At 71.6% G+C, this 12,305-nt stretch carries 10 protein-coding genes; 7 read left to right on the forward strand and 3 right to left on the reverse strand.

The window, feature by feature from the left end; genetic code table 11:
- Window positions 1–7 precede the first annotated feature (7 nt).
- Window positions 8–1,216, reverse strand: a complete 1,209-nt coding sequence (locus AC1DS4_RS00525; protein ID WP_477631944.1) for a dipeptidase — start codon at window positions 1,214–1,216, stop codon at window positions 8–10.
- Between the two features lie 32 nt (window positions 1,217–1,248).
- Between AC1DS4_RS00525 and rimO the strand changes: the two genes are divergently transcribed.
- From rimO to AC1DS4_RS00545, 4 genes are all read left to right on the forward strand, one after another.
- Window positions 1,249–2,757 carry a 30S ribosomal protein S12 methylthiotransferase RimO gene (gene rimO / locus AC1DS4_RS00530; protein ID WP_477631945.1) on the forward strand — a complete coding sequence of 503 codons (1,509 nt, stop codon included), beginning with the start codon at window positions 1,249–1,251 and terminating at the stop codon, window positions 2,755–2,757.
- Complete coding sequence (locus tag AC1DS4_RS00535; RefSeq protein WP_477631946.1) at window positions 2,751–3,416, forward strand: CDP-alcohol phosphatidyltransferase family protein; 666 nt, start codon at window positions 2,751–2,753, stop codon at window positions 3,414–3,416. Before rimO ends, AC1DS4_RS00535 begins: the two co-directional genes overlap by 7 nt.
- A complete protein-coding gene (locus AC1DS4_RS00540; RefSeq protein ID WP_477631947.1) occupies window positions 3,413–3,907 on the forward strand; it encodes a CinA family protein in 495 nt (164 codons plus the stop codon). Before AC1DS4_RS00535 ends, AC1DS4_RS00540 begins: the two co-directional genes overlap by 4 nt.
- Window positions 3,908–4,151: 244 nt before the next feature.
- Window positions 4,152–4,451, forward strand: coding sequence for a helix-turn-helix domain-containing protein (locus tag AC1DS4_RS00545; protein WP_477612506.1), 300 nt, complete (start codon window positions 4,152–4,154; stop codon window positions 4,449–4,451).
- Between the two features lie 42 nt (window positions 4,452–4,493).
- Here AC1DS4_RS00545 and AC1DS4_RS00550 read toward each other — a convergent pair whose 3' ends face one another.
- Both AC1DS4_RS00550 and AC1DS4_RS00555 read right to left on the reverse strand, forming a co-directional pair.
- Window positions 4,494–5,366 carry an Fpg/Nei family DNA glycosylase gene (locus tag AC1DS4_RS00550; protein ID WP_477631948.1) on the reverse strand — a complete coding sequence of 291 codons (873 nt, stop codon included), beginning with the start codon at window positions 5,364–5,366 and terminating at the stop codon, window positions 4,494–4,496.
- A 30-nt stretch (window positions 5,367–5,396) separates the two neighbouring features.
- Window positions 5,397–10,208, reverse strand: coding sequence for an ATP-dependent helicase (locus AC1DS4_RS00555; protein WP_477612508.1), 4,812 nt, complete (start codon window positions 10,206–10,208; stop codon window positions 5,397–5,399).
- Between the two features lie 373 nt (window positions 10,209–10,581).
- Between AC1DS4_RS00555 and AC1DS4_RS00560 the strand changes: the two genes are divergently transcribed.
- From AC1DS4_RS00560 to AC1DS4_RS00570, 3 genes are read left to right on the forward strand one after another with little or no spacing between them, the layout of a single operon-like run.
- Window positions 10,582–10,974 (forward strand): MmcQ/YjbR family DNA-binding protein, encoded by a 393-nt coding sequence (locus AC1DS4_RS00560; protein WP_477612509.1) that lies wholly within the window; start codon window positions 10,582–10,584, stop codon window positions 10,972–10,974.
- 44 nt (window positions 10,975–11,018) lie between these two features.
- Window positions 11,019–11,240: a DUF3046 domain-containing protein gene (locus tag AC1DS4_RS00565; RefSeq protein ID WP_477612510.1), complete on the forward strand. Its 222-nt coding sequence runs from the start codon at window positions 11,019–11,021 to the stop codon at window positions 11,238–11,240.
- Window positions 11,237–12,268: a nitronate monooxygenase gene (locus AC1DS4_RS00570; RefSeq protein WP_477631949.1), complete on the forward strand. Its 1,032-nt coding sequence runs from the start codon at window positions 11,237–11,239 to the stop codon at window positions 12,266–12,268. The genes AC1DS4_RS00565 and AC1DS4_RS00570 overlap by 4 nt, the downstream gene beginning before the upstream one ends.
- Window positions 12,269–12,305 lie beyond the last annotated feature (37 nt).

A 12,305-nucleotide genomic window follows, 5' to 3' on the forward strand; every position in this document is an offset into this window, starting at 1 on the left:
AGGACGACTACCCGGAGACCGGCACGCCGTCGAGGTCCTTGATGGTGGCCAGGCTGGGCCCGCGCTGCTCCTGCAGCGACCTCGCGCCTGCCTCGGCGTCCCTCATCACGCGCAGGATGTTGCCGCTCGTGAGCTTTCCGAGGTCGTCGTCGGACCATCCGCGGTCGGCCAGCGCGGCCAGCAACCGGGGGTAGCCGGTGACGTCCTCGAGCCCCTCGGGCAGCGTGGCCACCCCGTCGTAGTCGCCACCCAGCCCGACGTGGTCGACTCCGGCCACCTCGCGGACGTGCTCGACGTGGTGGACGACGTCGGCGAGCGTGGCCTTCGGTGTGGGCCGGCTGAGGCAGTACTCGTCGTAGAACGGGCTGTATGCCGCGGCGTCGGCCGGCGTGATCCCCTCTGCCGCCGCCGCCGCGTTCAGCTCCTCGCGCCAGGCTGCCGCCTCGGGGTTCACGAACGTGGGCACGAACGTCACCATGCAGACGCCGTTGTTGTCCCGCAACGACTCCAGGACGTCGTCGGGCGCGTTGCGCGGGCTGTCACAGACCGCCCGCGCCGAGGAGTGGCTGAAGATCGCCGGTACCTCTGCCACCCGCAGGGCGTCGCGCATCGTGTCGGCCGAGACGTGGCTGAGGTCGACGAGCATGCCGATCCGGTTCATCTCGCGCACCACCTCGACGCCGAACGCCGACAGACCTCCGTGCACCGTCACGTCGGTGGCCGAGTCGGCCCAGTCGACGTTGCTGTTGTGGGTCAGCGTCAGGTAGCGGACGCCCAGGACGTGCATCATGCGCAGGGTCGCGAGCGAGTTGTTGATCGAGTGCCCGCCCTCGGCCCCCAGCAGGGAGGCGATCCGCCCCGACTCCCAGGCGGCCGCCACCTCGTCCGCGGTGCGGGCGAAAGCCAGCCGGCCGGCATACCTCGCCACCATCTGGTGGCCCGCGTCGATCTGCTCCAGGGTGGCGCTCACGGCGTCGTCACCCTGGAGCGAGGCAGGCACGAAGACCGACCAGAACTGGCCGCCGACGCCACCCTGGGCGAGGCGGGGCAGGTCGGTGTGCGTCGGGGTCCCCCCTGCCTCGATGTCGAGCCGGTCGAAGTCGTAGCCGACCTTCTCGCGCGCCTCCCACAAGAGGTCGTTGTGCCCGTCGATGACCGGATGGCGCGCCAGCAGGGCGCTGATCCGGGCGGTGGTCGCATCGGCTGTCGCGGTCATGACGCCACGCTACCCACCTCTAGAGTGGGGACATGAGTTCGACAACGCAGCGCAGCGTCGCCCTGGTCACACTGGGGTGCACCCGCAACGAAGTCGACTCCGAGGAGCTCGCCGGCCGCCTGGCCGCCGAGGGCTGGTTGCTCGTGGACGACGCCGACGACGCGGACGTCGCGGTGGTCAACACCTGCGGGTTCGTCGAGCAGGCCAAGAAGGACTCGATCGACGTGCTCCTCGAGGCCTCGGCTCGCAAGGGGCACTCGAAGACCCAGAAGGTCGTCGCGGTGGGATGCCTCGCCGAGCGCTACGGCCAGCAGCTGGCAGACGAGCTGCCCGAGGCCGACGCCGTGCTGGGGTTCGACTCCTACGCGGACATGTCGAGCCACCTGCGGGCCGTCCTCGACGGTCACGCGCCGGCCTCGCACGTCCCGTCCGACCGACGCCAGCTGCTCCCGTTGTCCCCGGTCCAGCGGCAGGACGGGTCGGCCGGTGTGGCACTGCCCGGACACGGCATCCCCACTGACCCCACCTCACCGGAGCAGGTCTCGACCGAGCCCGTCGACGTCACCGTGGACGGACCGGTCCCGGCGTCCGGCCCGCGGGTGATCCGCGCCCGTCTCGACGGTCGCCCCTGGGCTCCCCTCAAGATCGCCAGTGGCTGCGACCGACGGTGCGCGTTCTGCGCCATCCCGATGTTCCGCGGTGCGTTCGTGTCGCGGAGGCCGCACGACATCGTCGCCGAAGCGCGCTGGTTGGGGGAGCGCGGCGTCAAGGAGCTGTTCCTCGTCAGTGAGAACTCGACGTCCTACGGCAAGGACCTCGGGGACATCGGGCTGCTCGAGAAGATCCTGCCCGACCTCGCTGCGGTCCCGGGGATCGAGCGCGTCCGGGTGAGCTACCTGCAGCCCGCCGAGATCCGTCCCGCACTGCTCGACGCGATGGCCTCCGTGCCGGGCGTCGTGCCCTACTTCGACATCTCCTTCCAGCACGCCTCGGCCGGACTGCTCCGCTCGATGCGGCGCTTCGGCGGGCGCGAGGCCTTCCTCGGACTCCTCGACGAGGTGCGCGCCCGGGTGCCGCTGGCCGGCATCCGGAGCAATGTCATCGTGGGGTTCCCGGGTGAGACCGAGGACGACCTCGCCGAGCTCGAGGCGTTCCTGCTGGCTGCCCGACTCGACGTCGTCGGTGTGTTCGGGTACTCGGACGAGGATGGCACCGAGGCCGAGACCTATGGCAACAAGCTGCCCGATGATGTTGTCGCAGAACGTGTTTCGAGATTCACAGCGCTCATCGAGGAACTGAACCTCCAGCGTGCCGAAGAGCGCATCGGTGAGATCGTGGACGTCCTCGTCGAGTCGGTGCCCACGGGCGATGACGAGGACGAGGAGACGTCCGTCGTGGGTAGGGCGGCCCACCAGGGACCCGACGTCGACGGCGTGACCATGCTCGATCCCTCCCAGTTCCCCGACGTCGTGGTCGGCGACATCGTGCGGGCCGTCGTGACCGGGACCGAGGGGATCGACCTGCTGGCCGTGCCATGCTGAGCGAGTCGGCCCCGGCCCCCGACCCGGCCGCGGCGCCGGTGGCGGTCCCGCCCCCGAGCTCCTGGAACATCGCCAACGCCCTCACGGTCACCCGGATCCTGCTCGTGCCGGTCTACGGCTGGCTGCTGCTGGTCGACGGTGGGGACCGTCCGTTGATGCGCTGGGCGGCGGCGGTGGTGTTCATCTTTGCGACCCTCACCGACCGCATCGACGGCGACATCGCCCGGCGTCGCGGCCTGATCACCAACTTCGGCAAGATCGCCGACCCCATCGCCGACAAGACCCTGATGGGGATGGCCTTCGTCGGGCTCTCGGTCCTCGGTGAGCTGCCGTGGTGGGTCACCGTCGTCGTCCTGGTGCGCGAATGGGGAGTGACGGTGCTGCGGTTCTTCGTGATCCGCCACGGCGTGATGCCCGCGGGTCGGGGCGGCAAGGTCAAGACGGCCCTTCAGTTCTTCGGCCTGCTGTTGTTCACGCTGCCGCTGTCGTCCTTTGCCGGAGCGGACGCCTGGAACCTCGTCGCGGACGTGGTGCTGGGGCTCGCGGTCGTCGTGACCGTCGTGACCGGACTGGACATCGCGCTGAAGGCGTTGCGCCTGCGGCAGACCAGCGAACGTTCGGCGATGAAGCGCGCGCGCCGAGCCGCCCGACACGGATGAGCATCGCTCCCGAGGTGGTGGCCGCCCTGGCTGCGGCCTCGCGCAGCATCGCGACCGCCGAGTCGCTCACCGGTGGCCTGGTCTGCGCGGCGCTCACCGACGTGCCCGGCGCCTCAGCCGTGGTGCGGGGCTGCGTGGTGGCCTATGCGACCGAGCTCAAGACCCAGGTTCTCGGGGTCGACGCCGGCCTGCTTGCGACCGGTGGTGCGGTCCAGGCCGAGGTGGCCCGCCAGATGGCCACCGGGGTATGCCGCGTGCTCGGCTCCGACGTCGGCGTCGCCACCACCGGTGTGGCCGGGCCGGACCCGCAGGACGACCGCCCGGTCGGGACCGTGTTCGTCGCGGTGGCGTTCGACGGCGAGGTGGCGGTCCGGGAGCTGGCGCTGACCGGCGACCGTCAGTCGATCCGGCGGGAGACGGTGTCACATGCCCTCTCGCTCGTGACCGAGATATTGCGCGCGGCCGCCAACGATCCGCATCTCAGGGCCTGACCACGGCAGGGCGCTGACCTGCGCAGACCCACGGACGCCCCTTGGACCGACCACGCACGCCTCACGGACGCCCCGCGGCGACTGCCGTCGTGGCTGCTGTGATCGGTGGGGCGGAAGATTCTCACGCCGTGGACCGTTGACCACGTCGTGCCGCGTGTTCTGCGTTCCCGCGCGCGCAGCGTCAGGGGCTCGGGGTAACGTTGGTGCCCTGCAACCGGCAAGTCGAGCAGTGAAGGAGGGCGTCATGATTCTGCTTCGTCGTGAACTTGGTGACGTGCTCCGTGAGCAACGCCAGTCGCAGGGACGCACCTTGCGCGAAGTTTCCGCAGCCGCATCCGTGTCGCTCGGCTACCTCAGTGAGGTCGAGCGCGGCGAGAAGGAAGCATCCTCCGAGCTGCTCGCCTCGATCTGCGGGGCGCTGCGTCTGCCGTTGTCCGAGGTCCTCGGCCAGGTGTCCGAGCGGGTCGCCGAGACGGAGGCGCTCACCGCGCCGGTCTCGTTGCCGCTTCCGGCGACGGCCATGGTTTCCGCCTCTGCTGCCTGATCGCCCGGACGGCTGGCACCCTCTGCCCTGGTGGGAGCCCGATCAGGTGCGACGCTTTCCCGTGGTCCGGCTGGTCCCCCGTGCCGAGCCGAGCGGGCGTTGGGGTCGACCGTCGTCGGTGGGCGCCAGGCCGTCCTGGCAGCGAGGGCAGTAGAACATCGTCCGTTCCCGCATCGGGGGGCCGATCATCGCGACGCGCACAGTCGTGCCGCACCGTCGACAGGGCCGACCCGAGCGGGCATGCACATACGACTCCTCCCCACGTCGCCGGATCCCGGTGCTGGACTGGATCCCATCGTGTCGAGCCTGGTCGAGCAGCCGCTGAGCGCGGGTGACGACTCGCTCGAGCTCCTCGTCCGCGAGCTCCGATACAGGAGTCCAGGGCCCGAGCCGCGACACGAAGAGCGACTCGCACGCCCACAGGGTGCCGATGCCCGCAAGATTGCGCTGGTCGAGGAGCGCGGCCCCGATCGAGGTCTGCGACCTCCGCAGGTTGGCCAGTGCCCGCGAGAGGTCCCAGTCGCTCCCGAGCAGATCGGGTCCGAGGTGGCCCACGACCGTCGCCTCATGGCCGGTCGGGAGCAGCTCGAGCAGCCCGAGCCGCAGTCCCAGGGCGGTCCACGAAGAGGTGCCGACCGCCGCGCGCAGGTCGTCGCGACGCAGCCAGCCGGCGGTGTCATCCGGTGCCGCGACCCGCCACTGACCCTCCATCCGCAGGTGTGAGTGCAGGGTCAGCCCGCTGTCGAAACGGTGGAGGAGGTGCTTGCCACGACTGACGACCTCGAGGGTGCTGGCTCCGCGCAGGTCGGCCGTGGCCACGCCGGGGAACCGCAGGTCACTCAGCACGACCACTGCGCCGGCGAGCGCCTTGTGCAGTCGTTGGGCGGTGCGCCAGACCGTGTCGCCCTCAGGCACCAGGGACCCCGATGGCAGCGGCTGTGGACCTCACCGCCGCAGTCTCAGGCCGCGCGGGGTGGCGTGGAAGCCTGCCCTGGCCAGGGCGGCTGCGAGCGGGTGGGCAGACCCCAGCACGGCGCCGCCGTCGGCCTTCTCGACGGTGAGCCGGCCCAGTGCACCCTCGCGGACGGCGAGTGCCAGGGCATCGGCCGCGCCCTGGAGGGACTGCTCGTCGTCCGTCCACGAGAGAAGCGTCTTGCCGCCACGCTCGACGTACAGGACGAGCTCGCCGTCGACCAGGACCACCAGGGCCCCAGCCTTGCGGGCCGGCTGGTGTCCACGCTTGCCGGCGGGAGACGTGCCGGCGGCAGACGTGCCGGCTGGGGTCTTGCCGGCTGGTGATGCGATGCCCGAGGAACCAGCCACCGAGGGCCCTCCGGCCGACGCGCCGTCGCCCGGGTCGTCCGCACCCGTCGCCCGGTCAGGCCACGGGAGGGCCGCACCGTACGCGTTGGCCGGGTCGGTGGCGGCGAGCACCATCGCCGGGACGGCTCGGTCGGCATCGTCGCCCACTGGTCGGGCGCCGGCCCGGAGCCGGTCGACCGATCCGGTGGTGGAGAACTGGGAGGCGCCCAGGGACTCGACGAAGTAGCCGCGGCGGACCCGCCCCGACTCCTCGGCAGCCGCCAGGACGCGGTAGACGCCGGCGAACCCGCCCGGAACGTCCTCTGCGACGACCGAGCCGCGCGTGACCACGCCGTAGCGGTCGAGCAGGACCTCGGCCGTGGCGTAGGCGCGGACGGTGGCGTCCAGCTCGACCTCAGGAAGCAAGGACCAGCGTCCGGCCCCAGCGGGCGGCCCGCTGCGGGTCGGCACGGTGGGACGACCCAGCCCACGCTGTCCCGAGAGGGCACCGAGCGAGCCACGTCGTCCGGCATACCTGGTGGTGCGTGGGCCGGGACGGCTGCGCTTGTGGCTGGTGCGGCCGCCGGCGAGCAGGGCGCGAAGGGGGATGAGGGTGTCGTTGGTGGCTCGGCCGTCCCAGACGAGTGCCCACAGGTCGGCGAGCAGGGACTCGTCGTCGCTGCTGCCCACGGCCTCGGCGAGGGTGCGGAAGAAGTATGCCCCGCCACCCGCGAGGGCCTCGGCGATCGCCTGCTCACCGTCGGTGAGCGTCCGGTCAGGGGGAGGTGCCATGGTCAGGTGGGCGGTGTCGGCGAGGTGCAGCGACACCCAGCCGTCGTCGCCGGGTAGTGCCCCGTGGCCGCGCCAGAGGACCTCGCCGCTGGTCGTGAGGTCGTCGAGCAGCGTGGGGGAGTAGTCCACGATCCTGCTCGGGAGGACCAGGCTCTCGAGGGCACTTGCCGGGAGCACGGCTCCCGCCAGCTGCTCGACGGCGCGGACCAGACCTTCGCGACCGCGCAGGCCTCCACCCACCGACTGCCACTGGGGGAGGAACCTGGCCAGCTCGACGGCGGGGACCGGCTCGACCTCGGCGCGCAGCGCGGCCAGGGAGCGACGGCGTAGCAGGCGCAGCACCTCTGCATCGCAGTAGTCGAGGCCGTGCAGCCCACCACCGTTCTCGGTGGGGAGCAGCTCGCCCTCGACGACGCGACCTGAGGAGACGAGTCGGCGGAGGGCGTCGAGGGCAACCGCCGGACCGATGCCCCACCAGGCGGCCACCGCCGCGGCGGGGAAGGGGCCGCGGGTGCGGGCGTAGCGGCGGACCAGGTCGCCCAGCGGGTCCGGCACGGACTCGAGGAAGGTCTGCGGTATGCCGACCGGCAGGGAGCTGCCCAGGGCATCACGCAGGCGTCCGGCATCCTCGATCGCAGCCCAGCGCTCCTGGCCGGCGACACGCACGCGGATGAGGCGTCGGGCCCCCTCGAGGTCCACCAACCACGCGCCGATCTCGTTGCGTGCCAAGGACTCCTGCGACCGTCGGACGATCTCGTCGAGGGGGAGCGGCCCCAGGACCCGCAGCAGGTCGGCCACGTCCTCGGCGTCGCGGCAGGCGCGTTCGGGGACCAGGCGCTGCAGCTCGGACTCGGTGCGGGTCACCTGCGCCGGGTCGAGCAGGTCGCGCAGGGACAGGCCCTCGCCACGGCCCAGCAGCTCGGCCAACAGGGTCGGGTCCAGCGCCAGGGCGGCGGCGCGTTTTTCTGCCAGCGGGGAGTCGCCCTCGTAGAGGAACTGGGCGACGTAGCCGAACATCAAGGACCGGGCGAAGGGGGACGGCTGGGCCGACTCGACGTCGACCAGGGTGACTTCGCGTGACTCGATCGAGCGCATCAGGGCGGTCAGTCCGGGCACGTCGAACACGTCCTGGACACACTCGCGGACCGTCTCCAGGACGATCGGGAACGACGCGTACTGGCTGGCGACCTCGAGCAGCTGAGCCGCCCGCTGCCGTTGCTGCCACAGGGGTTGGCGACGGTCGGGACGCCGGCGGGGCAGCAGCAGGGCACGCGACGCGCACTCCCTGAACCGCGCGGCGAACAGCGCCGATCCGCCTATCTCGGACGTGACGAGGTCATGGACGTCGTCGGCCTCGAGGCGGACGAGCTCGAGCAGCTCGGCGCCCACGCCGCGACCCGAACCGCCGTCGTCCTCGAACTCGAGGTCGGGAAGCCGGAACACGATCCCGTCGTCGCCGTGCATCGCCTGGACGTCGACGCCGTAGCGCTCGCGCATCCGGGCCGACACGCACAGCGCCCAAGGGGCGTGCACCTGCCCCCCGAAGGGCGAGTGCACCGCCACCCGCCAGTCACCGATCTCGTCGCGGAACCTCTCGACCACGATGGTGCGGTCGTCGGGGACGTGGCGGGTCGCCTCCTGCTGCTCGGCGAGGTAGCCGAGCAGGTTGTCCGCCGCCCACTCGTCGAGCCCTGCGGCGGTGACCCGGTCCCTCGCCTTGGCGGGCGAGAGTCCGACCACCTCGCGAACGAAGGCCCCCACGGCTCGCCCCAGCTCGGCGGGCCGGCCCTGCTGGTCACCCTTCCAGAAGGGCAGACGCCCCGGAAGGCCCGGCGCCGGAGTCACGAGCACCTGGTCGTGGGTGATGTCCTCGATCCGCCAGGTCGAGGTGCCCAGCGTGAACACGTCGCCCACCCGCGACTCGTAGACCATCTCCTCGTCGAGCTCGCCGACCCGGCGCCCGGCACCCTCGCTGGAGGCGAGGAACACGGCATACAGACCGCGGTCGGGGATGGTGCCCCCCGAGGTGACGGCGAGGCGTTGGGCGCCCGGACGCCCCGTCAGAACCCCTGTCACGCGGTCCCACACGATGCGCGGGCGGAGCTCGGCGAACTCGTCACTGGGGTAGCGCCCCGACAACATGTCGAGCACCGACTCGAGGATCGATCGCGGCAGTGAGGCGAACGGCGTCGCCTTGCGGACCACCGACTCGAGGTCGTCGACGGACCACTCGTCGAGGGCGCACATCGCCACGACCTGCTGGGCGAGCACGTCGACCGGGTTGGCGGGGACGCGCAGCGACTCGATCGCGCCGGCTCTCATGCGTTCGACGACGACTGCGGTCTGGACCAGGTCACCACGGAACTTGGGGAACAACACGCCCCTCGACACCGCTCCGACCTGGTGGCCGGCCCGACCGACCCGCTGCAGTCCAGACGCCACCGACGGTGGTGACTCGACCTGGATGACGAGGTCGACCGCGCCCATGTCGATGCCGAGCTCGAGCGAGCTCGTGGCGACCACGGCGGGCAGCCGCCCGGCCTTGAGGTCCTCCTCGATGAGCTGACGGTGTTCCTTGCTCACCGAACCGTGGTGGGCGCGGGCCAGCACCGCGGGCGCGCCGGACGACGCCCCCGACTGCGCCATGAGCTGGGCCGGGGTGCGGTTGCCGGTATGCCGCGTGGCCGGCTCGGGCGGCTCGTCGCCTCGGGCCTGTCGCATGGTCTCCAGACGTTCGTCCCAGATCTCGTTGAGCCGAGCCGTGAGCCGCTCGGCGAGGCGACGCGAGTTGGCGAAGACGAGCGTGGACCGGTGGGAGGCGATGAGGTCGACGATGCGTTCCTCCACGTGCGGCCAGATCGAGGCCCGGCGCTCGGCTCCCGACGCGGGTCCTGACAGGTCGTCCTCGATGACCTCCCCGAGCGCCGACATGTCCGCGATGGGGACCACGACCTCGAGGTCCCACTCCTTGGTGGACGGAGGCCGCACGATCTCGACGGGTCGGCCTCCGGCGAGGTAGCGCGCGACCTCGGCCACGGGCTCGACCGTCGCGGACAGGCCGATCCGCTGGACCGGCTTGTCCAGCAGGGCGTCGAGGCGCTCGAGGGACAGCGCGAGGTGGGCGCCCCGCTTGGTGCCGGCCACGGCGTGGACCTCGTCGAGGATGACGGTCTCGACACCGGCCAGCGCTTCTCGCGCCTGCGAGGTGAGGATGAGGAACAGCGACTCGGGTGTGGTGATGAGCACGTCGGTGGGGGTGCGGGCGAAGGCCCGCCGCTCGCTGGCAGGGGTGTCGCCGGACCGCACCGAGACGGTGATGGCCGGCGGCGTCAGCCCGAGCCGGGTCGCCGCGTGCCCGATCCCGACCAGTGGCGAGCGCAGGTTGCGCTCGACGTCGACGGCCAGTGCCTTCATGGGCGAGACGTAGAGGACCCGGCAGCGCTTGATCTTGTCGACCGGGGGAGGCTCGGCCGAGAGTCGGTCGAGGGCCCACAGGAACGCCGACAGCGTCTTGCCTGATCCGGTCGGCGCCACGACCAGGGCGTGGTGGCCGGAGCTGATGGCATCCCAAGCCCCCGCCTGTGCGGCCGTGGGCGCGCTGAACGAGCCCCTGAACCACTCGGCAGTGGCTGGGGAGAAGCGGTCGAGGACGTCCGTTGCCATGAGGGCTACAGCCTCTCACCCCGCACCGACAGGTCCCCGGTAGAGCGTCGCGCAGGCGTGCGCGACGCCCGATGTGAGAGGAGCGCATCGAGCGTCGGCGTTGATTCGCGCGCCCCTCGACCCTCGGGGGCGGAAGGGAGGGGCGCGCGGTGACCTGCCTCGGGTCGCGATGAGAGTCTGGGGATGCGCACGAGCCCCGGACAGTCACTCATTCGCAACCATGGTCCGGGGCAGCGCCACCACTGTACTCCGGCCCTTGCCTGAGGTGAAGGTCTGCGCTCGTTCAATCGGGGCGGGGGGCTCGTCGACCGGCGAGGGCTCCCGCCCCGTAACCTCTACGGCATGGGCACGGTGTGGTCGGACGGCGGCTGCGTTGGCTGACGCCGAGGACGTCCGCAGACTGGCCACCTCGCTGCCCCACGTGGTGGAGGTCCCCAGCTCAGGATTCGACTTCCGGGTGGGCGACAAGGGTTTCATCTGGTCCTATCCGGAGCGTCGGCCCGGCAGGCCGCGGCTGATCCGCACCGACATCGCGGTGCTCTTCGTCGGCGACGAGGGTGAGAAGCAGGCACTGCTCCTCGGTGAGCCCGATGTGTTCTTCACCGCCCCCGGATACGAGAACGCGCCCCTGGTGATGCTGCGACTGGCGCAGGTGGGGGTCGAACGCCTCCGCGAGCTCGTGACCGACGCCTGGCTGATGCGCGCACCCGACGACCTCGTCACCGACCTCCCCCTGGACAGCGACTCCGCCACCAACCCCGGCTGAGCCTGCGTCGCCTGGGCTGGGCCGACGCCGCCTACACTCACTGCGTGCGGCTGAGCCATTTCTGGGTGTTGATGAACGACGAGTTCGGGGAGGGCTACGCCTCCTCGCTCGCGCAGCACCTCGTGCTCGGGGTCCTCGGCGAGCGCACGGTGGTCCAGGCTCTCGAGGCGGGGGAGAGCCCTCGTCGGGTCTGGCTCGCGCTCTGCGACGCGATGGACGTGCCCGAGTCCCGTCGGCTCGGCATCGAGCGGAGACCGGCGAAGTGACTTCCGTCGACTGGTCCGCCCACCCGTTGGTCCTTGCACCGATGGCCGGCGGGCCGTCGACCGTCGCCCTCGCCGCAGCAGCCGGCGAGGGCGGAGTGTTCCCCTTCCTCGCGGGCGCCTACCTCACCCCGGAACGCCTTCGCGACGACGTCGTCGCCCTGCGGGCAATGACGTCAGATCCCTTTGGGGTCAACATCTTTGCGCCGTCACCGGACAGCCCGTCCATGCAGCAGGAAACCCTCGAGTATGCCGAGCTGCTCGCACCGTGGGCGGCGTCGGCGGGCGTCGAGCTGGGGACACCGCGCTACGACGACGACGCGTTCGAGGCCAAGGTCGACCTCCTCGTGGAGCTGTCGCCCGCCCTGGTGAGCTTTGCCTTCGGGTGGCCGCCTGCGGACGTGGTCACGCGGCTGCAGGCCGCCGGGGTCGCGGTGTGGGTCACCGTGAACGAGGCCACGGAGGTCGAGTGGGCGCAGGAGCTCGGCGTGGACGGCCTCGTCGTGCAGGGTTGGGAGGCGGGAGGTCACCGCGGCGGCCCGGTCGACACCGGCGCCACCCAGTCCGGGCTGCTGCCCCTGGTCGAGGAGATGGTCCGCCACACCTCACTGCCGGTGATGGGCGCTGGAGGGGTCATGACCGGGGCCGACGCAGCCGCCGTCCTGCGCGCCGGCGCGACTGCGGTGGCCCTGGGCACGGCGTTCCTGGACTGCCCAGAGGCCGGGACCGCACCAGTGCACCGGCATGCCCTGACCCATCGGACCGGCACCACCGTGACCCGCGCCTTCACCGGACGCAGTGCCCGTGCCCTGACCACGACGTGGACCGAGCTGTTCACCGAGGCCGCGCCCGCGGCATACCCGCACGTCCACCACCTCACTGCGCCCTTGCGGGCGCACGGGAAGGCCACTGGGGAGGCCGAGCTCGTCAACCTGTGGGCCGGCACGGGCCACGGCCGGCTGCGCCGGCTGCCGGCGGCCGAGCTTGCCCGGACCCTCGTCGCCGAGCTCGAGGCCACCCAGACCACCTGACGGCCTGGACCACCTGACAGAAATGCGCGTGAGTCTG

This window comes from Pedococcus sp. P3_C7, from assembly GCF_056402615.1.

Coding starts and splice junctions, on each gene's coding strand:
- AC1DS4_RS00555 (WP_477612508.1), bottom strand. CDS start 10,208: ATGGCAACGGACGTCCTCGACCGCTTCTCCCCAGCCACTGCCGAGTGG.
- AC1DS4_RS00540 (WP_477631947.1), top strand. CDS start 3,413: ATGAGCATCGCTCCCGAGGTGGTGGCCGCCCTGGCTGCGGCCTCGCGC.
- AC1DS4_RS00545 (WP_477612506.1), top strand. CDS start 4,152: ATGATTCTGCTTCGTCGTGAACTTGGTGACGTGCTCCGTGAGCAACGC.
- AC1DS4_RS00535 (WP_477631946.1), top strand. CDS start 2,751: ATGCTGAGCGAGTCGGCCCCGGCCCCCGACCCGGCCGCGGCGCCGGTG.
- rimO (WP_477631945.1), top strand. CDS start 1,249: ATGAGTTCGACAACGCAGCGCAGCGTCGCCCTGGTCACACTGGGGTGC.
- AC1DS4_RS00525 (WP_477631944.1), bottom strand. CDS start 1,216: ATGACCGCGACAGCCGATGCGACCACCGCCCGGATCAGCGCCCTGCTG.